The following is a 23,706-nucleotide window of genomic DNA, read 5'->3' as shown; positions in this document are numbered from 1 at the left end:
GGCGGTCCGCCGGGTGTGCGCATTCAACGGCCTGGCAAAGTTCGGCGGTCCGCCGGGGGGCGTGTTCAGCGGCCCGGCGGCGATTCGCCGGGTGTGCGTATAGCGGCCTGCCAGAAGTCGGCGGTGGGCCATGTCTGTGCGTCTGGCGGTCTTCCAAGGATCGGGGGTCGGCCGAGTCCGCGCATCAGTCTTACGAGGCTTGGCTGTGGCCGGGTGGTGCGCATGCGGGGGGCTGACAGGTGTGCGTATTCAGTGGCAGCACACCGGCGTCACCCATCCCGTCGACACGTCATGCCCGCCGAAAGCTGGACGAACGGTGTCGGGCATGCCCTCCCCAGCACGACCCGTGACGGCGCGGTCTCCAACGGCCGGTTGCCGCCGACCACCGACCAGACCCCGGCGGCGGGAGGCGCCGGCCAGGCGGAGCCGTAACGAAAAAGGAGGAGTCCCCCTCATCGAACATCGGCGGTTCGTCCGACTGCGCGTTCGCGGCTTAGCAGGAATCGGCGGTCGGCCGGGTCTGTGCATCTGGCGGTCGTTCGGGATTCTGCTGGCACCAGGTGGTGCGTTGGCGGCTTGCTGATTATCTGTGTCCTGCCAAGTGTGCGCATTTGTCCGGTCGACAATCTGGGATCTTGGTGTTGTCGCCAACCATTCTGCTGAATCGGGCGTCCTTGCATATATGACGTTCTGGAGAAAAGGTCTGGCTGCCAGTGTCGCCGTCGCGGCCGGGATGGTGCTGGTCTCAGCCCCCGCCGACGCTGCTCCAAGGAAGCGCCCCGCACTGCCCGGTGACGTCAACGGCGACGGCCAGGCCGATGTCATCGCGGGCGCGCACCTGCTCAAGGCCGGTGGCAGGTCCGACGCCGGGGGCGTCGTCGTCTGGTTCGGCGGCGGCAAGGTGTCGGCCAAGGCTTGGATCGCCACGGCGTCCAAGCCGGTCGCGAAGGAGAACCTCGGCCGGGTCCTCACGACCGCTGATTTCGATCGTGACGGCTATTCGGATGTCATCGCGTCGGGCCGGAAGAAATTGGTGATCTTTCGGGGATCGTCCGCCGGGCTCAAATACTCCAAGTCGTTCGCCTGGCCGATCACCAATGCCCCGATGAAGGCCGCCGACTTCGACGGCGACGGATACGGTGACGTGGCCGTCCGGGGAAACAAGGAAATCGTCGTGTTCGAAGGCGGCAGCAAGGGATTGACGAAGTCGGGCACGCTGAAGAACGGTGCGGCGGAATTCGGGGCCGTCCTCGCGGTCGGTGACTTCACGGGTGACAAACGGCCCGACCTCCTGGCCACCGACTTCCGGCCGGCCCATCCGGAGCCCGTCGGCCCGCAACGGGTCTCCATCGTCCCCGGGGCGGCGGGCGGCCTGTCGATGTCGCGGGCCTTGGCGTTTCTTCCGGCCCGGCCCGACGTCTTCGACATGGCCGTGGGCGACCTGAGCGGTGACGGCAAGGGCGACGTCGTGCTGGCGACCGGTGACCAGGTGATCGTCCACCGGAGCCGGGGCGTGACGGTGGAAACGCCCCAGATCCTGTCCTTCTCCGATTTCCCGGGCAACCTCGCCATCGGCGACCTGGTCGGAGACGGCCGCGCCGATCTGGCCGTCCACGTCGCGGCCGACAACCACGACTGGGTCGAGATCTACAAGGGGACCGCCGGGGGAGTGACGGCCAAGCCGGTCCGAACCCTCAAGAAGGAGAGCTACGAGACCCGGTTCGGCGCGGACATGGCCATCTCGAACGTGACCGGCGACAAGAGGCTCGACCTCGTCGCCGGGGTCCCGGGCGTTTATGGGGTCGGCCAGGTCCATGTCCTCCCGAACGGCGGCTACACCGGCCTCCAGCGGCTCAAACTGGGCACGACCGGCGCCAACGGCTTGGGCTTCTCCCTCCCATAGCGCCATGACTGGCCTCGCCATGACTGGCCTCGTCACGGCCGGTTTCGTCACGGCCGGTTTCGTCACGGCCGGCCCTCCCGCCGGCCAGCTTTGACGTGACGCCTCACCACGACTCCGCGAACTGTCTGAGCCGTCCCCGCAGTCGTCTGGCGTCGCGCGGCGGCAGTACGGCTGGGGCCGCGCAGAGAATGCCGTTCACCTGTGACATGTCCGGACAGCAGATGATGTAGCCGCAGCCGTAGGACGGCTCGAACAGGCGCCGGTAAGGGTCGTGGATGAGGCTCTGCCACCCCTGGTAGGCGTCGGAGACCGCCCCCGGCCACAAGCCGTCCTCCTCCAGGCGGGCGAGGGCAATACGGCCTCGGCGGGACAGGCCGGGCAGACAGGCCGTGGGCTCGTCGAAGAGGGCGCGCCGCGCAGGGCTCCTACGAGGCATGGGCCTTTCGGAAGATCGTCATGCCGCCGATTCTGTCAGTGCGTCTTCCTAGGGTCCAAGGCATGCGTGACGGGCTCATCTGGTGGTCGACGGAGAAGGCGACGTTCGGGCTGGTCGTCCGGGGTGGCGTGGTCGTCGAGGCCGCGCCCTACGCCCGGCGCTGGGCCCGGGGCCGGAGGGCCGAGGAGGTCTTCCAAAAAGGGCGTGAAAGCGGGGGTGTCTCCGTCGAGTGGATCCCGGAACAATGACCCCATCATGGTGCGATTGCGGGTTTTGGGGCAGCTGGCGGCTTCCGTCGGAGACGCCCCGGTTGAGCTGGGAACGTTCCTTCAGCGGGCGGTGGTGGCCCGGCTGGTCGCCGAGGGCGGGCACATCGTGTCGGCCGATCGGTTCATCGAGGACCTGTGGCGGGAGCAGCCGCCGCCGAAGGCCCTCGGCGCGTTGCAGGTCTACGTCTCGAACCTGCGGAGGATCCTCGAACCTGGCCGGGCGCCCCGCACCCCGGCCACGGTCATCGTCTCCGCGCCCCCCGGCTACCGGCTCCGGCTCAAGCCCGAGGCGGTCGACGCCTGGCACTTTCCTAAGCTGGTCGACGAGGCGGTCGCCCGGCCCGATCCCAACGAGCGCATCCGCCTGCTCGACGACGCCCTCGCCCTCTGGACCGGCCCGGCCTACGCCGAGTTCGCCGACGAGGAGTGGGCCGTGGCCGAGGCCGCGCAGCTCGACGAGCTCCGGCTGGTCGCCGTCGAATATCGCCTCGAGGCGGCCATCGCGCTGGGGCGGCACGCCGAGATCGTCGCCGAGCTCGACCGGCACGTCACGGCCCACCCGCTCAGGGAGAACGCCGTTCGGCTGCTCGCGCTCGCCTACTACCGGGCGGGGCGGCAGCCTGAGGCGCTGGCGGTGATCCGGCGTACACGCGAGACCCTCGCCGAGGAACTCGGCGTCGATCCGGGGCCCGCGCTGCGCACACTTGAGTCCGACATCCTCCACCAGACCGAGACCCTGCAGTTCACGCCGCCGCCCGAGCCGATCAGGGTCACTCCGGCGCGGGAGGCCGAGAGGGAGATCGTCGGACGCCGGGCCGAGCTCGACCGGCTCACCCGGGCCGCCGAGCAGGCCATGACCGGGTTCCGGGTGGCCTGGCTCGGGGGAGACGCCGGGTCGGGGAAGTCGACCGTGGCCGTCGCCCTGGCCAAGGCGCTCCAAGCCCGTGGCTGGGTGACCGCGGCGGGCCGGTGCCCCGAGACGGTCGGCGGTGTGCCGCCCGCCTGGGCCTGGTCGGAGGTGCTGCGGAGCCTCGTGCCGGGGCGGCCGCCGGCGCCCGCGCTGGTGCCCAAGCTGGCGCCGTTGCTGGCCGACGACGCCGAGCCGGTCGGGCAGTTCTGGCTGGCCCGCGCGGTGGGCGACTACCTGGCTGAGCTGACCGCGCCGCTGCTGGTCGTGCTGGAGGACGTGCACCGGGCCGACGACGAGACCCTCCACCTGCTGCGCCACCTCGCCACCCGGCTGGCGGGCACGCCGATCATGGTGCTGCTGACCCACCGGCCCGACGAGGCGACCACCGACCTGATGGCCACCGGGGCGGCGCTGGCCGCGCAGACCGCCGAGCATCTCACCCTCGAAGGGCTGGGGCCCGACGACATCGCCCAGTTGGTCTTCGACCGTTCGGGCGTGTCGATCGGCCCGGCCACGCTGGCCGTGCTGAACGAGCGGACCGGCGGGAACCCGCTGTTCGTCTCCGAGACCGCGCGGCTGCTGGCCGCCGAGGGCATGTCGGCCGTCTACCGGCTGCCTCCGGGCGTGCGCGACGTCATCCGGCGGCGCGTCGCCCGGCTGCCCGCCACCGCGCAGACCACGCTCAGAGACGCCGCCGTCGTCGGCCGTGACGCCGACGCCGACGTGCTGATCGCGATGCGCGACGCCGACGAGGACACCGTGCTCGACGGGCTGGAGGCCGGGGTGCTGTCGGGGCTGCTCACCGAGCCGCACCCGGGCCAGGTCAGGTTCGCTCACGTGCTGGTCAGGGAGACGCTCTACGAGGACATCCCCCGGCTGCGCCGAATCCGGCTGCACGGCAAGGTCGTCGACGCCCTGGAGGCGACCCGCCCGGGCGACGCGGGCGCGCTGGCCCACCACGCCCTGGCCGCCGCCACCGCCGCGACCGCCGCCCGCGCCGTCTCCTACGCGGCCAGGGCCGCGGAGAAGGCCACTTCCCTGTACGCCCACCGCGAGGCCGTCACCCTCCTCAGCGGCGCCGTGGAGATCGCTCCGGAGGACGAACGCCGGCTCGACCTCCAGAGCCGCCTGGTCTCCGCCCTCGCGCACGCCGGCGACGTCAACGCCGCCAAGAGGCTGCGGAGCGAGGCCCTTCCACTGGCCCGCCGCCTCGGCGACCGGGCCGCCACGATCCGCCTGGTCACCTCGATCGACGTGCCGCTGATCTGGAGCATCGTCACCCATCACATCCTCGACCTCGACATGATCGAGGCCATCCGCGAAGTCCTGCCCGGTTCGGAGGGCGAGACGCGCTGCCGCCTGCTCGTGGCGCTGTGCAACGAGACCGAGCCCTACGGCGGCGAGCAGCTCGAACGTGACAGCACGGAGGCGATCGAGATCGCCCAGGGGCTCGGCGATCCGCTGCTGCTGTGCATGGCGTACAACGCGCGTTACTGGGCCTGCGTGCACTCCGGCAAGAGCGCGCGGCTCGACCGGCTGGCCGACGACCTGATCGAGGTGGCCGAGGCCAACGGGTTGCCCGGATACCTCACGCTGGGCCGCTACATGAAGATCATGGTGGCGCTCGCCCAGGGCGACCGGGTCAGGGCCCGCCACTACGCCACGTTGTCCACCAGCAGCTCGACCAGCGGCCAGTTCACCCACCTGTTCGGCGTCTTCGCCCTGCTCGACTCGCTCGACCTCTACATCGAGGGCCGCTTCGACGAGGCCGAGCAGGCCGTCGCCGGGCTGGCCGCGCAGCTCGCCGCCATCGGCGACGGCAACGCCCTCGGCTTCGGCCTGCTGGCCCGGCTGGCCATCGGGATCACCCGCGGCGACATCGGCACGCTCATGGACGACTACGAGGCCGTCTGGAAGGACCTGGAGACCGTCCACGAGATCTACTCGCGGGCGCTGGTGGCCGCCGGGCGGATCGAGGAGGCCAGGGCCCGCTGGCGGCCCGACGAGCAGCCCTTCCCGGGCGTCTACCAGTCACTGGTGCTGACGATGCGGGCGCAGACCGCCATGGCCCTCGACCACCGCGAGGGCGCCCGCACGACGTACGAGCAGCTCACGCCGCTGGCCGGGGAGATGGCCGGGCTGGCCAGCGGCTCGGTCACCCACGGGCCGGTCGACCACTTCCTGGGCGACCTGGCCCGCTACCTGGGTGACGAGGCGGCCGCGCGCCGCCACTACGCGGCCGCCGTCGAGGTGGCGGAGAAGGTGGGCTCGGCGTTCTGGGCGGACCGGGCACGGGAGGAGCTCAGCCGAAGATGAGCCGCTGCCTGCGCCGGTGACCGGGGCGCAGCAGGGCCACCATCAGGGCGACCACCGGGCCGCCCATCCTCCTGATGCGCGCCATCTCCTCGGGGGTGGCGTACTGGCCGATCCAGCACAGGTCGAAGCGGATGTCGGCGCCTTTGCGGATCCGGGTCTCGGTGTCGGCCCAGTCCTTCTCGGTGACGTACTGGAGGACGACCGGGAAGATCCGGCGCTCCTCCTCCTCGATGTGCTCGTCGAGGAGCTCCGAGAGGCGCTTGAGGGCCAGGTGGAGGGGCTTGGCGTCGCCGCCGGCGGCGAACGCGTCCGCGGCGGCCTCGGCCTCGTTCAGCAGCGGGTCGAGCAGCGAGTGGTCCTCGGTCAGGTCGGCCAGATCGGCCGCGGCGCCCGCCGAGCGCTCGATCAGCGGCCACACGATCTCGTCCTCGCGCGTGTGGTGCTGGTGGATGGTGTGGGTGACCCGGCCCACGAAGTGGGCGATGGCTTTGGCCCGGGTGGGCGTGGTGGCCGTCAGGTGCTCGGTGAGGGCGACCAGGCGGTGCAGGTCGCCGCGCATGGCCCGGTGGATGATCCGGAGGCCGGTGAGATCGGGGGTCGTCATGCCCCGACGATGGGCCCCGGTGCTTAGCGGAGACCTGGGGTCTACTTGGTGTGGCGCATGGGGCGAAAATGACGGTGCGGGACGCTAGTTTGTCGGGCTATGAGGAGTCGATGGGTGGGGCCCGACGGCTACGCGATCGTGCCCGGGTTGTTCGGAGACCGTCAAGTGCTCCGCGTCGAACGGCATGGCCGCCACCTCGCCGACTGCTTCTCCGTCGACGAGGTCGCCCGCTTCGTCGACCTCGCCGACCTCTGTGAAGTCGTCTCCCTGCGGCCATAACAAACACCCTCAGGTAACGGTGATTTCCCGACCAGGCCGTTTACCGTCGAGACATGCGCCTGGTCACTGTGCTCGCCTTCTGTGTCGCGCTCGTCGCCTGCGGCTCCGCGCCCGACGGGATCCCGAGCCCGACGCCTCCGCCCGCGTCCACGTCGTCGGCACAGGACGTCTACGTGCTGAACTTCTTCGGCGACGAACAGGGCTCCCCCGCCAAGAAGCCGGCCGACCTGGTGATCTCCGAGTTCTCGACCATGAACAAGCTCCTGTGGGACAAGTGGGGCCCCGACACCGCCGTGGGCCGCGGCAAGCTGACCGGGAGCTGGTGCCTGCCCGACTGCCTGGACCAGCCCTACGACGCCCGGATCACCCTCTCGACCCCCGTGGGGAAGGCCGGGAGAACCTACTTCAGCAGCTACGCCATCGAGCCCGACGACATGCAGTCGGCCCAGGAACAGGGCGCCGACCTGGTCGGGACACTCCAGACGCCGTAGCCGTCCGATTGGATTTCGCATCCACTGCGGGGGACGTGTATGGTTTACCTGTCCGGGAACGCGAGAGCGAACACCGGGCCCGCCCCTATAGCTCAGTCGGCAGAGCGTCTCCATGGTAAGGAGAAGGTCAACGGTTCGATTCCGTTTGGGGGCTCCAAAGTCAACAGGTCCTATCCGATGAATTCGGATGGGGCTTTTGGCTTGGCGGGTGAAAACCAATCCCCGCGAAAGTGATTTGAGGATTCACCCGTGAATTCTCAAACCCGTTCCCCGGCGAAATACCGCGTGTGTGGCACTCGCATGGGTCGGGTATCCTTGCGTGGCCGGTCAGTTTTCGTCGGCCTCCAGGCGGAGTAGCTCAGTCAGGCAGAGCAAACGGCTCATAATCGTTGTGTCGCCGGTTCAAGTCCGGCCTCCGCTACTACCCTTCCGGGCACCCTTCACAGGGACCGGTTCGGGTTGTCCAGTAGTCCCAGACGTAGAAAGGCACTCCCACGTGGCTGCCACCGACGTTAGGCCGAAGATCACGCTGGCCTGCCAGGAGTGCAAGCACCGCAACTACATCACGCGGAAGAACCGGCGCAACGACCCGGATCGGCTTGAGCTGAAGAAGTACTGCCCCAACTGCAAGACTCACCAGGCTCACCGCGAGACCCGCTAGTTCCCGACGCCCGGCGGCCCCCCAGCCGCAGGCGTGGTGTGCTTGAGGCAGATTTACAACGCGAGACACGACCGGCCTTCGGCCGTCCGCGTCTCGCTGCTCCCGCGAAAACCGGCGACGCCAATCAGGGCCGCCGGTTAGTCGCGTTTCCATCGGCGATACCTCCTCGGTTATCGGACCGTTCGGCCGTACGGTAGAACTGGTCGTCCAGCAGCACTGATCAACCACGAGGAGCGCCCCGATGGCGTTGAATCGCGACTTCATTGGGCGGGCGTACTCGTCGCCTGCGCCCTACGAGGTCAGCCGCCTGAAGATCAAGGAGTTCGCCGCCGCGATCGGCGACGCGAACCCGATCTACCGTGACGCCGAGGCCGCCAAGGCCGCCGGGCACCCCGACGTGGTCGCCCCGCCCACCTTCCCGATCGTGTTCGCCCTGGCGGGCGCGGGCGAGGGCCTCAACGACCCCGAGTTCGGGCTCGACTGGTCGATGGTCGTCCACGGTGAGCAGCGGTTCACCTACGACCGGCCGATCTACGCCGGTGACCGGCTTCTGTGCACCTCGACGATCTCCGAGATCCGCTCGGTCGGCCGCAACGAGTTCATCACCGTGCGCGGCGACGTCACCACGGTCGACGGCGAGCCCGTCTGCACCAGCTTCAACATGCTCGTCGAGCGCGGAGGTGCGAAGTAACCATGGGCGCCACCATCAAGTGGGACGAGGTCGAGCAGGGCCAGGAGCTGCCCGCCGCCGAATACCAGGTCCAGCGGCTCAACCTGGTCATGTACGCCGGCGCGTCCGGCGACTTCAACCCCATCCACTGGAACGAGCGGTACGCGAAGTCCGTCGGCCTGCCCGACGTCATCGCCCACGGCATGTACACGATGGCCCAGGGCGGCCGTTACGTCACCGACTGGGCCGGCGACCCGGCCGCCGTCGTCGACTACGGGGTGCGGTTCTCGTCGATGGTGGTCGTGCCCGACGACGACAACGGCGCCACGATCAGCGTCTCCGGGATCATCGAGGAGAAGCTGCCCGACAAGCGGGTGGTCGTCGTGCTGACCGCCAGGTCGGGCGACTCGCGGGTGCTCTCCAAGGCCAGGGCCGTAGTTCAGCTCGCCTGATTGTGATCAGCACTGTGTGGGTGGCGCTCCCGGCTTGAGGCCGTAGTTCAGCTTGCCTGAGCGTGGGTAGCGCTCCCCATGTGAGCACACCACCGCCGAACGTCATCGAAATCGCCGAACGCCGCGCCGCCGCCCGAGCCGACAACGACTTCGAGGCGGCCGACCGGCTGCGTCACGAACTCGCCGAGGCGGGCTGGGACGTCTACGACACGCCCGCCGGCGGCTTCGAGCTGACCGAACGCCCCCGTTACGAGATCTGGCCGAGCGTCCGGTCGATCCCGGTGTCGTCGATCGTCGCGGGCCGCCCGCCCGGCGATCCCGATCCGAAGTCGACCGTGCCCTACCCGGGCTCGATCACCGAGACCGCGCTCAACGACGCGGGCGTCCCCTCGATGGCCGCCTCGCAGGCCCTCTGGGACGGCGCGCTGGCCACCTCCCGGGTCGATCGCCAGATCGACATCCCGAAGCTGACCGCCTCGGTGGCGCTGCTGGTCGACGGGTGGCCCGACGACGTGCGGGCCTGCGTCTCGGCGGTGCTCGCGCACAGCGACGCCGGAGTCATCGCGCTCGACCTGGGGAACGTCGACGGCGCCGGAGACGCCCTGCACGAACTGGCCGAGGCCCATCCCGACCGGGTCCGGGTCTGGCACGTCGCCGAGAAGCCCCACTGGCGCGGCGGAACCGCCGAGTGGGGCCCGGCCCGCACCAAGCTGCTCCAGCTCGACACCGCCGACGCCCACGTGGTCATGGAGACCTCGACGATCCTCGAGGGCGACGCGATCAGGCCGCTGCTGCGGGCGCTGGAGGTGCCCGACGTGGTCGGGGCCGGGTGGAAGGGCGTCGAACCCGAGCCGGGCGGCACCGAGTGGCACGACGCGGGGGCCGGTGAGGTCACCGCGCTGCTCGGCTACCTGTTCGCGGTGAACCGGGCCAAGGCCCTGCGGGTCGGCGGATTCCCGGAGCACGCGCGCTTCTACCGCAACGCCGACCTGGAGTTCTCCCTCATACTGCCGGGACGTCTGGTCGTACCGGAGAAGGACCTGCCGGTGCGCCAGGCCCGCCACCGGGGCTATTTCGACACCGAGGCCGCATATCGCGACGAGGAGTCGAAGCGGACCTACGACAGAGTGCTCGATCTGCTCCGCCGTTAGGCTGGCGCCCATGGAAGAGGGGGTGCGGCTGGCGCCGTACACGACGTTGCGGCTGGGCGGATACGCGCGGGCCTTTGTCACCGCCGAGACCGAGGAGCGGCTCGTCGAGCTGGTCTCCGAGGCCGACCGGCGCGGTGAGCCGGTGCTGATCCTCGGCGGGGGGAGCAATCTGGTGCTCTCCGACGCCGGGTTCGACGGCCTGGTGGTCAAGGTCGGCACACGCGGGATCGCGACCTACGGCGGCGTGGTGACGGCCGCCGCGGGGGAGGACTGGGATCCGCTCGTCGAGCGCTGCGTGGCCGAAGGGCTGTCGGGGGTCGAGTGCCTGTCGGGCATCCCCGGCCTGGTCGGGTCGACCCCGATCCAGAACGTGGGCGCCTACGGGCAGGATGTCTCGCAGACCATCGTCGCCGTCCGCGTCTTCGACCGCCGCCGCCGGGAGATCGTCGACCTGGAGGCCGCGCAGTGCGGGTTCGCCTACCGCGACAGCGCCTTCAAGGGCGCCCTCGACCGGTTCGTGGTGCTCTCGGTGACGTACAACCTGGAGAACGACGAGTTGTCGCAGCCGCTGGCCTACGCCGAACTGGCCCGGAGCCTCGGCGCCGAGCCCGGTCAGCGGGTGCCGCTGGCCCAGGCCCGCGCGAGGGTGCTGGAGCTGCGCCGGGGCAAGGGCATGGTGCTCGACCCCGACGACCCCGACACCGTCAGCGCCGGGTCGTTCTTCACCAACCCGATCCTGGGCCGGGCGCAGGCCGACGAGCTGGAGAAGCTGGCCCCCGGCTATCCGCGCTGGCCCGCCGGCGACGACGCGGTGAAGGTCCCGGCCGCGTGGCTGATCGAGAACGCCGGATTCCACAAGGGCTACGCGAAGGGCCCGGTCAGGCTCTCGACCAAGCACACCCTCGCCCTCACCAACCCCACCGGTGAGGCCACGACCGAAGAACTCCTGGAGCTTGCCCGAGAAGTCCGAGATGGGGTCAAAGCGAAGTTCGGGGTGACCCTGGTGAATGAACCCGTGATGATAGGCGTTAGTCTGTGAGACAGCCCGAAGGGGAGTAGTCCACAACACCGCCGGTCGACACACTGACGCACGCGTTTGATGAAAAGCGTGCGTCCGGCCGCGGAGGCCCATGTGGCGGACGAGACCTTCGGCCCGACAGTGTTACCACGCTGCCGGGCCGAAGTGATGCTCCCCGGCAGAACTCGGCCCGGTCGCGCTGATGCGAAAGGCGACCCCGAGTGGAAGCGTTCTGGATCTCCCTCGCCGTGATCTTCGTGGCGGAGCTGGGCGACAAGAGCCAGCTCATGGCCATGACCTTCGCCACCAGGTTCCGGCCCCTTCCGGTCCTGGCCGGCATCACGATCGCGACGACCGTCGTCCACCTGTTCTCCGTCGCGCTCGGCGGTCTCATCGGTGACCATCTCCCGACCACCGCGATCTCCATCGTGGCCGGCATCGCGTTCCTCGGCTTCGCGGCCTGGACGCTGCGTGGCGACGCCCTGACCGACGAGGAGGCCGCGAAGGCCAAGCGGGCCACCAAGTCGGTGCTGCTGGCCGTGACGGTCGCGTTCTTCCTGAGCGAGCTCGGCGACAAGACCATGCTCGCCACCATCACGCTGGCCACCCAGTACGGCTGGGTCGGCACCTGGATCGGCTCGACGGTCGGCATGGTGGCCGCCGACGCCCTGGCCATCGTGGTCGGCGGCCTGCTGGGCAGGCACCTGCCGGAGAAGTGGATCAGGTACGGCGCCGCCGCCGCGTTCGCCGTCTTCGGCGTGCTCCTGCTGCTGGAGCCGCTGTGGGGCTAGTTGAGCAGTGACATCCGGTGGGCCGCCGCGGCGGCCTCGCCCCGGGTCGAGACGCTCAGCTTGGCCAGGATGTTCGAGACGTGGACGCTGGCGGTCTTCGCCGAGATCGTCAGCGTCTGGGCGATGTCGCGGTTCGACCGGCCCTCGGTGAGCAGCCGCAGCACCTCGACCTCACGCGGGGTCAGCAGGGCGGCGGTCTCGGCCGGGGTGTCGGTCAGGGCGATGCCCGAGCGGCGGGTCAGCGCCTCGATCTGCTCTTTCATGGGGGCGGCGCACAGGTCGGCCGCGATGGCGTGGGCCTCCCGCAGGCGGACCGCGACGGCGTCGCGGTCGAGGCCGTGGGCGGCCATGATCAGGTTGCGGGCCCGCTGGTAGGGCCGCCTCAGGACGGCCCAGCAGGCCGCGGCGCCGTCGAAGTCGCGCCGGCACTCCCGCTCGTAGGCCTCGCTGACCGGGCCCTTGGCGACCATGGCGGTCCGGAACTCGTCGGCCCGCTCACGCAGGGCCCTGGCCCGGTTGGGGCTGACGGGCAGCGCGGCGTCGCTCACCCGGTAGATCATCGCCAGCAGGCGCCAGCCGAGCATCGGCTTGCGTGACAGCGGGATCGCGCCCAGCGCGATTTCGGCCCTGGTCAGGGCCGCTTCCGGGTCGCCGTTCAGCAGGTGCCACTGCAACGCCAGCCGGGTGTTGAGGGTGCGCTCCTGGGTCCAGTCCTCTGGACGGTCGGACAGCGCGCCCACCTCGGTCAGGTCGGCGAGGGTCTGCTCCAGCTCGCCTCTGGCCATGCCGATCTGCGAGCGGACCCGCAGCAGGTGCCAGCGGTTGAGCGGGGACGGGTCGAAGATCAGCGACCGGTTGATGACGTCGAGGGCCTCGTTCCAGCGGCCCAGCGATTCGAGCGCCTCGGCCCGGTTGTTGGCGATGAAGACGCCCTGGTTACGGTAACGGCCGTACTTCCTGGCCAGTTTCTCGCCCTCGACCGCCAGTGCGACGGCCTCCTCCGAGCGGCCCAGGTTCTCGAGCGCGTCGACGTTGTTGGCCAACGCCCGCAGCACGACCTGGCCCGACTTCACGCGGGTGCCGATGGCCTGAGCGCGGGAGTTGGTGGCCAGCGCGGCCTCCAGGTCGTCGCTGATGGAGTGGCCGAGCGCGAGGTTCATCAGGAGGTCGGCCTCGCGGCGTTCGTCGCCCATCTCACGGGCGTTCCTGAGCGCCTCCTGGGTCAGCGCGGTGCCCTCGACGATCTCGTCGGCCATGATCAGCAGCGTGCCGAGCCGGGTCAGCACCAGCGTGCGGGTCTCGCTGGGCAGCGGGACCAGCCGTTCGGCCCGGCGCAGGTCCTCGATCGCGCCGGGGCGGCCGCGGTGTTTCTTGCAGTTGGCCATCCGGACCAGCAGCTCGGCGACCCGCTCGGGCGCGGTGGCGTCGTCGAGTTCGGCCAGCGCGGCCTTCACGTACTTCATCGCCCGGTCGATGTCGCCGGCCGCGAGCGCGCCCTCGGAGGCCCGCTCCAGCACGGTGGCGTGGTCGGCCCCGATGCGCTCCGCGGCGTCGGGGACCTTGTCCCAGAGCATGAGCACCCGTTCGAGCAGCTGCACCTTCTCCGTGTACGCGAACGCCATGTGCGCCTTCGCGGAGGCCTCCCAGGCCGAGATGAGCGCCCAGAGGTCGTTCCTGGCCGAGTGCCAGTGGTGGGCGATCTCGATGGCCGCCCGTCCCTGCGGGACCAGGGTGCGGTCGCGGTCGATCTCCTCGGCGAAGCGGGAGTGCAGCCGGGTGTGCTCCCCGGGCAGCAGTTCGTCGTGGACGGCCTCGCGGATCAGGGCGTGCCGGAAGGTGTAGGCGCGGCCGTCGCTGATCTGGATCACGTTGCCCGCCACGGCGGGCCTGATCGCGTCCTCCAGGTCGGCCGCAGGCAGGCCGCTGACCGCGCAGAGCAGGTCGTGGCCGACCCGGTTGCCCCCGGCGGCGGCGATGCGCAGCACCCGCTGGGTCTCCTCGGGCAGCCGCTCCACCTGGCCGATGATCAGGTCGTGCAGCGACTCGGGGAGGGTCTCGCCGCCGAGGCAGTCGAGCAGCGCCTCGACGAACAGCGGGATGCCCGCGCTGCGGTCGAAGACCGTCGAGACCCGGCTGTAGGTGGGCGTGGTGCCGAGGATGGCGGCCATCTGGCGGGCCACCTCGTCTTCGGTGAAGCGGGGCACCTCGATCTTGGCGACCCCGTCGACCCGGTTGAGTTCGGCGAGCACCGGCCGGAGCGGATGGGTGCGGTGAAGTTCGTCCGACCGGTACGTCAGCACCATGAGCATCGGGATCGCCGAGACGTTCCGGCTCAGGAAGGCGATGAGGTCACGGCTCGACCGGTCGGCCCAGTGGACGTCCTCGATGACCAGGACCATCGGGCGGCGCTCGGCGAGCCGTTCCAGCAACGTCAGTATCTGTTCGAACAGGCGGGCCCTGGCCGTGTCGGTCTCGATGTCGCCCCCCGGCTCACCGAACTCCGGCAGCAGCCGGGCCAGGTCCCGGGCCGCGCCCTCGGGCAGCAGCGCCGCGACGTCCGCGGCCCCCATGTCGCGGACGAGCTGGCGCAGCACCGCCGTGAAGGGCGCGTACGCGAGACCTTCTGTGGACAACTCGACACAACCGCCGACGAAGACCTGCGCTCCATCGGCGGCGGCCTGCTCGGCGAACCGCGTGACCAGCCGGGTCTTGCCGACCCCCGCCTCACCACCCACGAGGACGGCGGCGGCGGCCTGCTCACGGGCCTGGTCGAAGATCTCGCCGAGCGACTTCAGCTCGGTCTCCCGTCCGACGAAGACGGGGCTAACGGCCCGACCCATCATGTCGTCCAGCATGTCACGCCTACTCGGTGGGATTCGCGCCTATTTACGGGGGTTGAGATGCCAGGCCGGGAGGGAGGTTCCGGCCTGGCATCTTGACGGGCGTCACTGGGAGCGGAACTTGCCGAGGCTCGCCCGGAGCCGGTGATGCCCTCCCCGCTCGCGGGTCTTCTCCGCCTCGCGGACGCGGCGGTAGGTGGTCGCCTCGTTCTGGAGCTCGGCGACCCGGTTGATGATGATCTGGTAGTGCAGTTCGGGAGCCATCTGGCTTTCTCCTGTCAGTTCGTCTTCCTTACACACTCAAGATTCGTCCTAAGACCCCCTCCGCCACATCGGGCGGATGCCTTATCTCCCGTGGGCGGGGTGTGGATTAGTACCTAAGACCCCGCTTAGGGCGGTTGTGAGATGTGCCAAAAACGGACCGGCAGTGTCGTGAGCACCCGGTTTGGCATCGTTCAGCCAGGTCGGCGATGCTGGGGAGGTGTCAATTCCGACTGCCTCGTCCAACGCCTCGCTCCGGGCGTCCCTGCACGGACTGCCCGGCGTCGACCGGGTCGGCGCCGACGCCAGGGCCGCCGGGCTGGGCACCCGATCGATCAAGACCACGGCCAAACGCCAGGCCATCGACATGGCCATCTCCATGGTCGACCTCACGACCCTGGAGGGGGCCGACACCCGGGGCAAGGTCCGGGCGATGTGCGCCAAGGCCGTCCACCCCGACCCGACCGACCCCACGGTGCCGAAGGTCGCGGCGGTCTGCGTCTACCCCGACCTGGTGGCCGAGGCACGTGACGTCGTCGGCTCGTCGGGGGTGAAGGTGGCCTCCGTCGCCACCGCGTTCCCCAGCGGGCGCTCCTCCCTTGAGGTGAAGGTCGCCGACACGGCCATGGCGGTCGCCGCCGGGGCCGACGAGATCGACATGGTCATCGACCGGGGCGCGTTCCTGTCGGGTGACTACCTGAAGGTCTTCGAGGAGATCCAGGCGGTCAAGGAGGCCTGCGGCGAGGCCCACCTGAAGGTCATCCTGGAGACGGGCGAACTGGCCACCTACGACAACGTGCGGCGGGCGTCGTGGCTGGCCATGATGGCCGGGGGAGACTTCATCAAGACGTCCACCGGGAAGGTGCAGCCGGCCGCCACGCTGCCGGTGACGCTGGTCATGCTGGAGGCGGTGCGCGACTTCCGCGACCGGGAGGGCCGCATGGTGGGGGTCAAGCCGGCGGGTGGCATCCGTACGACCAAAGACGCGATCAAGATGCTCGTGCTGGTCAACGAGACCGCCGGGCCCGACTGGCTCGACCCCGACTGGTTCCGGCTCGGCGCGTCGTCGGTCCTCAACGACCTGCTGATGCAGCGTCAGAAGCTCACCACCGGCCGTTACGCCGGCCCCGACTACTTCACCCTGGACTGAGATGATCTTCGAGTACGCACCGGCGCCCGAGTCGCGCGAGGTCGTCGACATCAGACCGTCGTACGGGCTCTTCATCAACGGCGAGTTCGTGGACGGGTCCGGAACTCCCTTCAAGACCGTCAACCCCGCCTCCGAGGAGACCCTCGCCGAGGTCGCCGCGGCCACCGAGGCCGACGTCGACCGGGCCGTGCAGGCCGCACGGAAGGCGTTCGGCGTGTGGTCGGCGCTGCCCGGCTCCGAGCGGGCCAAATACCTGTTCCGGATCGCCCGGATCATCCAGGAGCGCGCCCGCGAGCTGGCCGTGCTGGAGTCGCTCGACAACGGCAAGCCGATCAAGGAGTCGCGCGACGTCGACCTCCCCCTGGTCGCCGCCCACTTCTTCTACTACGCCGGATGGGCCGACAAGCTCGCCTACGCCGGCTACGGCACCACCCCGCTCGGCGTCGCCGGGCAGGTCATCCCGTGGAACTTCCCGCTGCTGATGCTGGCCTGGAAGATCGCGCCCGCGCTGGCCTGCGGCAACACCGTCGTGCTGAAGCCCGCCGAGACCACGCCGCTGACCGCGCTGCTGTTCGCCGAGATCTGCCAGCAGGCCGACCTGCCGCCGGGCGTGGTCAACATCGTGACCGGCGCGGGCGACACCGGCGCCGCCGTCGTCGGCCACCCCGACGTCGACAAGGTCGCCTTCACCGGCTCGACCGAGGTCGGCCGCCTGATCGCGAAGTCGGTCGCCGGCACGAACAAGAAGGTCACCCTCGAACTCGGCGGCAAGGCCGCCAACATCGTCTTCGACGACGCCGCCATCGACCAGGCCGTCGAGGGCATCGTCACCGGCATCTTCTTCAACCAGGGGCACGTCTGCTGCGCCGGGTCGCGCCTGCTCGTGCAGGAGTCGGTCGCCGAGGAACTGTTGTCGTCGCTGAAGCGCCGCCTGTCGACGCTGCGGCTCGGTGACCCCCTCGACAAGAACACCGACATCGGGGCCATCAACTCCGCCGCCCAGCTCGCCAAGATCCGCGAACTGTCCGAGGCGGGCGAGGCCGAGGGCGCCGACCGGTGGTCGCCGGCCTGCCCGCTGCCCGACAAGGGCTTCTGGTTCCCGCCGACCGTCTTCACCGGCGTCTCCCAGTCCCACCGGATCGCGCGCGAGGAGATCTTCGGCCCAGTCCTGTCGGTCCTCACCTTCCGCACCCCCGCCGAGGCCGTGGAGAAGGCGAACAACACGCCCTACGGCCTGTCGGCCGGCGTCTGGACGGAGAAGGCGTCGCGGATGTTGTGGATGGCCAACCGGCTCCGCGCCGGGGTCGTGTGGTCGAACACCTTCAACAAGTTCGACCCCACCTCGCCGTTCGGCGGGTACAAGGAGTCCGGCTACGGGCGTGAGGGCGGTCGCCACGGTCTCGAGGCGTACCTGAAGGAGATCTCGTGAGCGAGCGGCTGTCGGTACGGAAGACGTACAAGCTGTACATCGGCGGTGCGTTCCCACGGTCGGAGAGCGGGAGGTCATACGCCGTGACCGGCGCCAAGGGCGAGTTCCTCGCCAACGCGTCCAAGGCGTCCCGCAAGGACGTCCGCGACGCCGTGACCGCGGCGCGCAAGGCCTTCCCGGGCTGGTCGGCCGCGACCGCCTACAACCGGGGGCAGATCCTCTACCGGATCGCCGAGATGCTCGAAGGCCGCCGGGCCCAGTTCGTCTCGGAGGTCGCCGAGGCCGACGGGGTGTCCGGGAAGAAGGCCGGGGAACTGGTCGACGCGGCTGTGGACCGGCTGGTCTGGTATGCCGGGTGGTCCGACAAGATCTCGTCGCTGCGCGGGTCGTCGAACCCGGTCGCCGGGCCCTACTTCAACCTGTCGACGCCGGAGCCCGCCGGCGTGGTCGGGATCGTGGCTCCCCCGATGGGGCCGCTGTTCGGGCTCGTCTCGGTGATCGCGCCGGTGATCGTGACGGGGAACACGTGCGTGGTGATCGCGTCGGAGCGGGCGCCGCTTCCGTCGATCACCCTCGCCGAGGTGCTGGCGACCTCTGACCTGCCGGGCGGGGTGGTGAACATCCTGACGGGGTCGGCCGCCGAGATGGCGCCGTGGCTGGCCGGGCACATGGACGTCAACGGGATCGACCTGACGGGGGCCGACGCGGAGCTGGCGCAGAGGTGCGAGGAGCTGGCGGCGGAGAACCTGAAGCGGGTGCTGCGGCCCAACGGGAAGTCCGACTGGGCGGCCGATCCGGGGACGGGGCGGATGACGGCGTTCCTGGAGACGAAGACGGTCTGGCACCCGATCGGGATCTGACCGGGCCTCTACAGGAGGCCGTGCCGACGGGCGAACTCGCCGAAGGCCGAACCGGAACACGGCAACCGCATCCCCGTGGCGGTCAACGCGTCCACGAGGTTGCCAGCCGAGACCTCGGTGAGTTTGCCCCTCTGGCATGCGATGGCGAGCAGCGCGGATGGTCGGGCAAGCCGCTCCGGATCTCCTCGCGGACGATGTGCGTCGTCAGGCAGGGTGTTCCGACCATGAGGTCGCGCAGAACGTCCAAGCGTTCGGCGCGGGCGAAGTGGCTCAGACAGGGCGCATCGAAGATCAGGGGTGTCGACGTCACGGTGTGGAGTCGCACTCCTCCTGGAGGGGCAGGTCATCCGCGTCGATATGGCCTCGCATCATCTCCACCGCCCGTGACGTCGTGATGAGCCGTCTTTGGAATGCCTCGAACACGGCGTGTGCGTAGCTGGGCGGCACCCGGATCGAATCGAGATCGGGCTGGGGCGCCCAGCCGATCGCCTCCTTGAGCTCCGCCTTCGTGGCATTCCGTCTCTTCAGGACGTTGGCGGCGTCTCGCGTGAGGAATTCGGCTTGAACCGCTTGGCGGACGGTCAGCGACCACGATGTCCGGTATCGGGCGGAGACCCTGACCAGCGACTCCCGGGTATCGCCCGGCGGCAGGTCGCGGAACACGGCCGACGGAATCAGGAGTTCGGCGGCGAAGGCGTCGATCACGGCTTCCCGTTCTTCGCGGGAGGTGCCCACGCCCAGGTCCGCCGAGTATTCGTCTCCGACGATGAGGTGGCCGAGTTCGTGGGCGGCGGTCGCCCGGCGGCGCCCGGGGTCGCCCTGTCTGCTCACCACGGCGGCCGCCACGTCGTCGTCGACCGCGGAAGCGCCGTCTCCGGGCAGGTCGACGACGGCGACGAGTTGCCCGACCTGCTCGCATACCGAGATCAGCGATTCGATCGGTCGATCACCGAGATCGACGATCTCCCTGACCCAGAGCGCCGCCTTGCGGGCACTGGTCGCGTCCGCGACCGTGACCGGGGATCGCTTGATCGCCGGGACGGCCAGAAGCCCCAATTCGACGAGCTGCCTGATGTCCGCCAGCCAGGCGGACAGCGCGACGCCCAGGTGGAACGACTGGCGACCGGCGTCGGTGGCGGTGTCTTCGGCCAGTTGGGCCCGCCGGGAGATGACCGGTGGTGGCGTGCTGATCAGATAGTCGAGCGGGACGCCGAGAATGTCGGACAGCCGGATGAGTTCCAGGGCGTCGATGCGACGGATCCCGAGCTCGATCTTGGCGACCATGGTGCGGTCGAGGCCCAGGGCGCGGGCGAGCTCTTCTTGTGACAACGCGGCGGCCAGTCTGCTTTCGCGTACCCGCTCACCGACGTCGGCCCACTGCTCCGGGTCCTTCATAGTGCGATAATCGCACGGGCTGAATCACGCGGATACCTGATGTGTCAAAAGGTTGGCGCATGCCGGGCCCAAGGCCGGGCGCGTTCCAGATAGCCCGCCAGGCTCAGCAGCAGCCCCTCGCCGTCGGGCGGCGCGATCAGCTGGACTCCGATCGGCAGTCCCGAGCTGTGCCGTCCGAACGGGATCGTCATCGCCGGCCACCCCGCCATGTTCCACGCCCCCGTCAAGGGCGCGAACGTGATGTCGGCGTAGGCGTTGCGGGCCATCCCCCGGGACTCCCACCCCTCCGCCGAAGGCGGCAGGTGGGCGAGGGTCGGGGTGATCAGCACGTCGATGTCGCCGAACCACTGGTCGGCGCCGTAGGCGCGCCACTGGTCGCGCCTGCGTGAGCCGTCGCGGCGGATCCGCTGCAGGAACCGGCCCACGCGGGCCATCGAGCGGGTGCGGGGTTCGAGTGCGTGTTCGTCGAGGTCGTGGGCGTCGGTGGCGGCGCTGGAGTACCAGGCGGCGATCGTCGACCAGCCCAGGGACATGGGGAAGCGGCGGCCGTGGTCGACCACGGTGTGGCCGGCTTCGCGCAGCGTCGCCCCGGCGGCTCGTGCCGCCTCCTGGAACTCCGCGTCGACCGAGAAGCCCGGCGGGAGGGGGTTGGGGGCCACGGCGATGCGGAGGTCTTCGGCCTCGGGGAGGATCGGGGTGCCGGTCATCACGGTCAGGGCCAGGACCGTGTCGTTCACGGTGGTGGTCAGCGGGCCGTTCTCGGACATCGCGAACCAGTCGTGGGGCGGGGGCTCCATGAGGCCGTGGCCGGGTTTGAGGGCGATCACGCCGCAGGCGGCGCCCGGGATGCGTAAGGAGCCGAGGCCGTCGTTCCCGAGGGCCAGGGGGACCATCCCGGCGGCCACGGCGGCGGCGCTGCCTCCGGACGATCCGCCGGCGGTTCGCCTGGTGTCCCAGGGGTTGCGGGTGTCGCCGATGGCGTACAGGCACAGTTCGGGGCACTTCGTCAGGCCGAGCACGATCGCGCCCGCCGCGCGGAGGCGGGCCACCACGGGGTGGTCCTCCGGCGCGGGTTCCGGTGACGCGGCCCGGGTGCCGTTGGTGGCGGTCTGGCCGGCCACGGCCACGTTGTCCTTGACGGCCACCGGCACGCCCGCCAGCGGGAGGTCGGGGCGGTGGCCCAATGCCTTCGCGTCGGCCATGGCCGACTCCGCCAGGACGGTTCGGAAGGCGCCGACGGCGTCGTCACGTGCGGAGATCGCCGCGAGGTGGTCGGCCACGACCTGTTCCGCGGTCGCCTCGCCGGCGCGCACGGCGTCGGCTATCTCCACGGCGGTACGTCCGGCCCACGACATGTCCAGAGTGTGGACCGGACGTACCTGCCATTAGAAGGCTCGTAACCAAGACGATGCCTAGTCGGACCTTTTCGGCGCCCGTCCCGCCTGAGTCAGCGCCATGCGGAGCGCGAATTCGATCTGCGCGTTGACGCTGCGGAGATCGTCGGCCGCCCACTTGGCGATCGCCTCGTGGACGGCCGGATCGAGCCGCAGCAGGAGCTTCTTGGGCTCCTTCTTGGCGGGACGTTCGTCAGGCATACAGACTGCCGGCGTTGACCACCGGCTGGGTCGCCCGGTCGCCGCACAGGACGACCAGGAGGTTGGAGACCATCGCGGCGCGGCGCTCCTCGTCGAGTTCGACGACGTGCTCGGCGCTCAGGCGGTCGAGGGCGAGCTGGACCATGCCGACCGCGCCCTCGACGATCTGCCGCCGGGCGGCGACGACCTGGGCGGCCTGCTGGCGGACCAGCATGGCCTGGGCGATCTCGGGGGCGTAGGCCAGGTGGGTGATGCGGGCCTCCAGCAGCTCGATGCCGGCCAGGTCGGTGCGCTCGCGGAGCTCGTTGGTGAGCTCCTCGGCGACCGTCGCGCCGTCGCGGAGGCTGGTGCGGTCTTCGATGTGGCTGTCGTAGGGGTGGGAGGTCGCCAGGTGCCGCACGGCGGCCTCCGACTGGATGGCGACGAAGTTCTCGTAGTCGTCCACGGAGAAGGAGGCCTTGGCGGTGTCGACGACCCGGTAGACGACGACAGCCGCGATCTCGACGGGGTTGCCGTCGGCGTCGTTGACCTTGAGCTTGGCGGTCTCGAAGTTGCGCACCCGGAGGCTGACGCGGTTCTTGTCGGTGAACGGGACCGTCCAGGTGAACCCGGCGGTCTTGATGGTGCCGATGTAGCGGCCGAAGAACTGCACGACCTTGGCCTCGTTGGGGTTGACCACGGCGAAGCCGGACGCCGGCAGGAACACGATCACCGCCGCCACGACCACGCACACGATGAAGAACGCCTCGTCCTGGGTCATGCCGAACAGCACCAGGGCCGCCGCCACGACGAGCAGCGCGACCAGGATGACAAACCCGTTCATCCGGAAGGCCTCTCGCTCCATGCCCTTCCTCCTGACTATCGAAGTGATATCACTAAGATAGCTCTTCGCTAGCATCCAGCGTCAAGAGCTCGGCCACGACGACTCTGTAGTGGTATTTCGCGGTCATCCCTTTGATGGTGGTCAGGTACTCGTCGTCGCTGATGCGGTAGACGCTGCGCGCGCCGCCGTTCATGGGGTGCTGCGGCCGGTGCCGCACGGCGAGCTCGTACGCGATCGACCGCGCCTCGGCGCGCTCGCCCTTGACCTCGTAGATGTCCGAGACGCGCCACTCCTTGCGGGTGGTGTTGCCGACGTTCTCCTCGATGAGGACTCTCCACTGGCTCATGACCGGCGATCATGCCAAAACGCGCCCTCCCCGTAGGGAGGGCGCGTCTAGATGGCCGCCGGGCTACTCGCCCAGGAGGTTCTTCAGGGTCTGCGGGTCGACGTCCTTGACCTTGTCGGCCGGCGGCGTCTGCACGGTGACCGGCTTGTCGTACTCCTTGACCGTCAGGTTCAGGTTGAACGGCTTGCCGCCTTCCTCGTTGCGGAACTGCTGCCGCCTGACCATGCCCGAGGAGTCGACCCAGGTGTCCACCTGCAGGGTCTTGGGCCAGTTGCCGGGCGAGGCCGTCGGCGTGGGCAGGCCGGCGGCCTGCGCAGCCTCCTGCGTGTCGAGGGAGGAGCTGTAGTGGGTGACGGTCTGGCCGCCGACCTCCTCCTCGCCCTCGTTCTGGACGTCCTTGTACGCGCCGGCGATCTGCTTGACCGTCGCGGGGTCCTGGAGGCGGCCGCTGGTGAGCAGATCGGAGATCATCTTGCCGCGCTCGCCCGGGAGGTTGTTCAGCGCCACCCGCCACCAGGTGTCGCCCTGGTTCTGGATCAGGCCGTCGCCGTTCACGTAGGCGGTGTCGCCGTTGACGATGATCTGCGGCTGCGCCGAGTTGGCCTTGCCGTCGAGCGTGAGTTTGTTGACCTTCGCGGTCAGGAGGTTGGGCTTGTTCTGGCGGGCCCATGTGCCGCGCGCGTCGATCTTGCCTTGGCTGCTGAAGTGCATGGTGCCCGACGCCGTGTTGGCCTCGGCGCTCTTCGTGAGAGCGTCCTGCAGGGCCGTCGCCGGTTCGGCTGTCGTCGTGGGGCTGGCTGACGGGCTCTCCGAGCCTGTTGGGCTCTGGGTCGGCTCAGGACTCCCCGCGGGTGCGGATGTGGGGACGTCCGGGACGGGTGTTGCCCATGCCGTCGTCGTCCCGGCCCAGGCGGCGGCGGTGACCACTGCCGAGGCCGTGCCGAGAGCGGCGAGCCGTAGACGAGCGTGTCGCATTTGTCCCCCTGGTATGCGATTTGTGCTGTCCCAAGCACCGTAAGTGGACAAATGGGGCGAAAAGTAGAGGAATGTCCATTT

At 69.8% G+C, this 23,706-nt stretch carries 25 protein-coding genes and 2 tRNA genes; 17 read left to right on the top strand and 10 right to left on the bottom strand.

Annotated features, from left to right (window positions below):
* Nucleotides 1-291: 291 nt before the first annotated feature.
* Both QSK34_RS20030 and QSK34_RS20025 read left to right on the top strand, forming a co-directional pair.
* Nucleotides 292-432, top strand: a complete 141-nt coding sequence (locus QSK34_RS20030; RefSeq protein WP_285585762.1) for a hypothetical protein — start codon at nucleotides 292-294, stop codon at nucleotides 430-432.
* 250 nt (nucleotides 433-682) lie between these two features.
* A complete protein-coding gene (locus QSK34_RS20025) occupies nucleotides 683-1,903 on the top strand; it encodes an FG-GAP repeat domain-containing protein (RefSeq protein WP_285585761.1) in 1,221 nt (406 codons plus the stop codon).
* 103 nt (nucleotides 1,904-2,006) lie between these two features.
* Here the strand turns inward: QSK34_RS20025 and QSK34_RS20020 are convergent, their stop codons facing one another.
* On the bottom strand, nucleotides 2,007-2,339 hold the full coding sequence (locus QSK34_RS20020) for a hypothetical protein (RefSeq protein WP_285585760.1): 333 nt from the start codon (nucleotides 2,337-2,339) through the stop codon (nucleotides 2,007-2,009).
* A 62-nt stretch (nucleotides 2,340-2,401) separates the two neighbouring features.
* Between QSK34_RS20020 and QSK34_RS20015 the strand changes: the two genes are divergently transcribed.
* Nucleotides 2,402-2,587: a hypothetical protein gene (locus tag QSK34_RS20015; protein ID WP_285585759.1), complete on the top strand. Its 186-nt coding sequence runs from the start codon at nucleotides 2,402-2,404 to the stop codon at nucleotides 2,585-2,587.
* A 7-nt stretch (nucleotides 2,588-2,594) separates the two neighbouring features.
* Entirely contained in the window at nucleotides 2,595-5,834 is a 3,240-nt protein-coding gene (locus QSK34_RS20010; protein WP_285585757.1) for an ATP-binding protein, read from the top strand.
* On the opposite strand, the gene QSK34_RS20005 is transcribed toward QSK34_RS20010, so the two are convergent.
* A complete protein-coding gene (locus tag QSK34_RS20005; RefSeq protein WP_285585755.1) occupies nucleotides 5,821-6,438 on the bottom strand; it encodes a hemerythrin domain-containing protein in 618 nt (205 codons plus the stop codon). The two genes, QSK34_RS20010 and QSK34_RS20005, sit on opposite strands and share 14 nt — an antisense overlap.
* A gap of 99 nt (nucleotides 6,439-6,537) precedes the next feature.
* Here QSK34_RS20005 and QSK34_RS20000 point away from each other — a divergent pair, with 99 nt between their 5' ends.
* From QSK34_RS20000 to QSK34_RS19955, 10 genes are all read left to right on the top strand, one after another.
* Nucleotides 6,538-6,717 carry a transposase gene (locus QSK34_RS20000; protein ID WP_137248620.1) on the top strand — a complete coding sequence of 60 codons (180 nt, stop codon included), beginning with the start codon at nucleotides 6,538-6,540 and terminating at the stop codon, nucleotides 6,715-6,717.
* 53 nt (nucleotides 6,718-6,770) lie between these two features.
* Nucleotides 6,771-7,208: a hypothetical protein gene (locus QSK34_RS19995; protein WP_285585752.1), complete on the top strand. Its 438-nt coding sequence runs from the start codon at nucleotides 6,771-6,773 to the stop codon at nucleotides 7,206-7,208.
* An 81-nt stretch (nucleotides 7,209-7,289) separates the two neighbouring features.
* Nucleotides 7,290-7,365, top strand: a tRNA-Thr gene (locus QSK34_RS19990).
* A 190-nt stretch (nucleotides 7,366-7,555) separates the two neighbouring features.
* A tRNA-Met gene (locus QSK34_RS19985) sits at nucleotides 7,556-7,629 on the top strand.
* Nucleotides 7,630-7,704: 75 nt separating this feature from the next.
* Nucleotides 7,705-7,869 carry a 50S ribosomal protein L33 gene (gene rpmG / locus QSK34_RS19980; RefSeq protein ID WP_030921771.1) on the top strand — a complete coding sequence of 55 codons (165 nt, stop codon included), beginning with the start codon at nucleotides 7,705-7,707 and terminating at the stop codon, nucleotides 7,867-7,869.
* 241 nt (nucleotides 7,870-8,110) lie between these two features.
* Nucleotides 8,111-8,560, top strand: a complete 450-nt coding sequence (locus QSK34_RS19975; protein WP_137248618.1) for a MaoC family dehydratase N-terminal domain-containing protein — start codon at nucleotides 8,111-8,113, stop codon at nucleotides 8,558-8,560.
* 2 nt (nucleotides 8,561-8,562) lie between these two features.
* Nucleotides 8,563-8,991, top strand: a complete 429-nt coding sequence (locus QSK34_RS19970; protein WP_285585750.1) for a MaoC family dehydratase — start codon at nucleotides 8,563-8,565, stop codon at nucleotides 8,989-8,991.
* An 80-nt stretch (nucleotides 8,992-9,071) separates the two neighbouring features.
* Entirely contained in the window at nucleotides 9,072-10,142 is a 1,071-nt protein-coding gene (locus QSK34_RS19965; RefSeq protein ID WP_285585749.1) for a hypothetical protein, read from the top strand.
* Between the two features lie 10 nt (nucleotides 10,143-10,152).
* Nucleotides 10,153-11,181 (top strand): UDP-N-acetylmuramate dehydrogenase, encoded by a 1,029-nt coding sequence (locus QSK34_RS19960; RefSeq protein ID WP_285585748.1) that lies wholly within the window; start codon nucleotides 10,153-10,155, stop codon nucleotides 11,179-11,181.
* 200 nt (nucleotides 11,182-11,381) lie between these two features.
* Entirely contained in the window at nucleotides 11,382-11,951 is a 570-nt protein-coding gene (locus tag QSK34_RS19955; protein ID WP_285585747.1) for a TMEM165/GDT1 family protein, read from the top strand.
* Here QSK34_RS19955 and QSK34_RS19950 read toward each other — a convergent pair.
* Nucleotides 11,948-14,794 (bottom strand): helix-turn-helix transcriptional regulator, encoded by a 2,847-nt coding sequence (locus QSK34_RS19950; RefSeq protein WP_285585746.1) that lies wholly within the window; start codon nucleotides 14,792-14,794, stop codon nucleotides 11,948-11,950. The two genes, QSK34_RS19955 and QSK34_RS19950, sit on opposite strands and share 4 nt — an antisense overlap.
* A 102-nt stretch (nucleotides 14,795-14,896) precedes the next feature.
* Nucleotides 14,897-15,055: a hypothetical protein gene (locus QSK34_RS19945; protein ID WP_156046160.1), complete on the bottom strand. Its 159-nt coding sequence runs from the start codon at nucleotides 15,053-15,055 to the stop codon at nucleotides 14,897-14,899.
* A 217-nt stretch (nucleotides 15,056-15,272) separates the two neighbouring features.
* Between QSK34_RS19945 and deoC the strand changes: the two genes are divergently transcribed.
* Genes deoC through QSK34_RS19930 form a run of 3 tightly spaced genes read left to right on the top strand, consistent with a single transcriptional unit; the run spans nucleotide 15,273 to nucleotide 18,491 of the window.
* On the top strand, nucleotides 15,273-16,202 hold the full coding sequence (deoC, locus tag QSK34_RS19940) for a deoxyribose-phosphate aldolase (protein ID WP_030456996.1): 930 nt from the start codon (nucleotides 15,273-15,275) through the stop codon (nucleotides 16,200-16,202).
* 1 nt (nucleotide 16,203) lies between these two features.
* Entirely contained in the window at nucleotides 16,204-17,631 is a 1,428-nt protein-coding gene (locus tag QSK34_RS19935; protein WP_285585745.1) for an aldehyde dehydrogenase family protein, read from the top strand.
* A complete protein-coding gene (locus tag QSK34_RS19930; RefSeq protein ID WP_285585744.1) occupies nucleotides 17,628-18,491 on the top strand; it encodes an aldehyde dehydrogenase family protein in 864 nt (287 codons plus the stop codon). Before QSK34_RS19935 ends, QSK34_RS19930 begins: the two co-directional genes overlap by 4 nt.
* A 306-nt stretch (nucleotides 18,492-18,797) precedes the next feature.
* Here the strand turns inward: QSK34_RS19930 and QSK34_RS19925 are convergent, their stop codons facing one another.
* From QSK34_RS19925 to QSK34_RS19900, 6 genes are all read right to left on the bottom strand, one after another.
* Nucleotides 18,798-19,886 carry a helix-turn-helix domain-containing protein gene (locus QSK34_RS19925; protein WP_285585743.1) on the bottom strand — a complete coding sequence of 363 codons (1,089 nt, stop codon included), beginning with the start codon at nucleotides 19,884-19,886 and terminating at the stop codon, nucleotides 18,798-18,800.
* A gap of 44 nt (nucleotides 19,887-19,930) precedes the next feature.
* Nucleotides 19,931-21,241, bottom strand: coding sequence for an amidase (locus tag QSK34_RS19920; RefSeq protein WP_285585742.1), 1,311 nt, complete (start codon nucleotides 21,239-21,241; stop codon nucleotides 19,931-19,933).
* 57 nt (nucleotides 21,242-21,298) lie between these two features.
* Nucleotides 21,299-21,481 carry a type II toxin-antitoxin system antitoxin gene (locus tag QSK34_RS19915; RefSeq protein ID WP_030456990.1) on the bottom strand — a complete coding sequence of 61 codons (183 nt, stop codon included), beginning with the start codon at nucleotides 21,479-21,481 and terminating at the stop codon, nucleotides 21,299-21,301.
* Nucleotides 21,474-22,325 (bottom strand): SPFH domain-containing protein, encoded by an 852-nt coding sequence (locus QSK34_RS19910; protein WP_285585741.1) that lies wholly within the window; start codon nucleotides 22,323-22,325, stop codon nucleotides 21,474-21,476. Before QSK34_RS19910 ends, QSK34_RS19915 begins: the two co-directional genes overlap by 8 nt.
* A gap of 31 nt (nucleotides 22,326-22,356) precedes the next feature.
* Complete coding sequence (locus QSK34_RS19905; RefSeq protein ID WP_051760988.1) at nucleotides 22,357-22,650, bottom strand: hypothetical protein; 294 nt, start codon at nucleotides 22,648-22,650, stop codon at nucleotides 22,357-22,359.
* A 63-nt stretch (nucleotides 22,651-22,713) separates the two neighbouring features.
* Nucleotides 22,714-23,625 (bottom strand): SCO4651 family lipoprotein, encoded by a 912-nt coding sequence (locus QSK34_RS19900; RefSeq protein WP_285585740.1) that lies wholly within the window; start codon nucleotides 23,623-23,625, stop codon nucleotides 22,714-22,716.
* Between the last annotated feature and the right edge of the window lie 81 nt (nucleotides 23,626-23,706).

Origin of the sequence: Herbidospora sp. NBRC 101105, from assembly GCF_030269205.1 — a bacterium.
Lineage (GTDB): Bacteria > Actinomycetota > Actinomycetes > Streptosporangiales > Streptosporangiaceae > Herbidospora > Herbidospora solisilvae.
This window is presented reverse-complemented; position numbering and strand designations above follow the sequence as displayed.

Bases quoted from the DNA above. Each gene is read 5' to 3' on its own strand.
- QSK34_RS19950 (WP_285585746.1), bottom strand. From the start codon at position 14,794: ATGATGGGTCGGGCCGTTAGCCCCGTCTTCGTCGGACGGGAGACCGAG.
- QSK34_RS19970 (WP_285585750.1), top strand. From the start codon at position 8,563: ATGGGCGCCACCATCAAGTGGGACGAGGTCGAGCAGGGCCAGGAGCTG.
- QSK34_RS20015 (WP_285585759.1), top strand. From the start codon at position 2,402: ATGCGTGACGGGCTCATCTGGTGGTCGACGGAGAAGGCGACGTTCGGG.
- QSK34_RS20020 (WP_285585760.1), bottom strand. From the start codon at position 2,339: ATGCCTCGTAGGAGCCCTGCGCGGCGCGCCCTCTTCGACGAGCCCACG.
- QSK34_RS19960 (WP_285585748.1), top strand. From the start codon at position 10,153: ATGGAAGAGGGGGTGCGGCTGGCGCCGTACACGACGTTGCGGCTGGGC.
- QSK34_RS19900 (WP_285585740.1), bottom strand. From the start codon at position 23,625: ATGCGACACGCTCGTCTACGGCTCGCCGCTCTCGGCACGGCCTCGGCA.
- QSK34_RS20005 (WP_285585755.1), bottom strand. From the start codon at position 6,438: ATGACGACCCCCGATCTCACCGGCCTCCGGATCATCCACCGGGCCATG.
- QSK34_RS19920 (WP_285585742.1), bottom strand. From the start codon at position 21,241: ATGTCGTGGGCCGGACGTACCGCCGTGGAGATAGCCGACGCCGTGCGC.
- QSK34_RS20025 (WP_285585761.1), top strand. From the start codon at position 683: ATGACGTTCTGGAGAAAAGGTCTGGCTGCCAGTGTCGCCGTCGCGGCC.
- QSK34_RS19975 (WP_137248618.1), top strand. From the start codon at position 8,111: ATGGCGTTGAATCGCGACTTCATTGGGCGGGCGTACTCGTCGCCTGCG.
- QSK34_RS19925 (WP_285585743.1), bottom strand. From the start codon at position 19,886: ATGAAGGACCCGGAGCAGTGGGCCGACGTCGGTGAGCGGGTACGCGAA.
- QSK34_RS20010 (WP_285585757.1), top strand. From the start codon at position 2,595: ATGGTGCGATTGCGGGTTTTGGGGCAGCTGGCGGCTTCCGTCGGAGAC.
- QSK34_RS19945 (WP_156046160.1), bottom strand. From the start codon at position 15,055: ATGGCTCCCGAACTGCACTACCAGATCATCATCAACCGGGTCGCCGAG.
- QSK34_RS20030 (WP_285585762.1), top strand. From the start codon at position 292: ATGCCCGCCGAAAGCTGGACGAACGGTGTCGGGCATGCCCTCCCCAGC.
- QSK34_RS19995 (WP_285585752.1), top strand. From the start codon at position 6,771: ATGCGCCTGGTCACTGTGCTCGCCTTCTGTGTCGCGCTCGTCGCCTGC.
- QSK34_RS19915 (WP_030456990.1), bottom strand. From the start codon at position 21,481: ATGCCTGACGAACGTCCCGCCAAGAAGGAGCCCAAGAAGCTCCTGCTG.
- QSK34_RS20000 (WP_137248620.1), top strand. From the start codon at position 6,538: ATGAGGAGTCGATGGGTGGGGCCCGACGGCTACGCGATCGTGCCCGGG.
- QSK34_RS19910 (WP_285585741.1), bottom strand. From the start codon at position 22,325: ATGGAGCGAGAGGCCTTCCGGATGAACGGGTTTGTCATCCTGGTCGCG.
- QSK34_RS19905 (WP_051760988.1), bottom strand. From the start codon at position 22,650: ATGAGCCAGTGGAGAGTCCTCATCGAGGAGAACGTCGGCAACACCACC.
- QSK34_RS19935 (WP_285585745.1), top strand. From the start codon at position 16,204: ATGATCTTCGAGTACGCACCGGCGCCCGAGTCGCGCGAGGTCGTCGAC.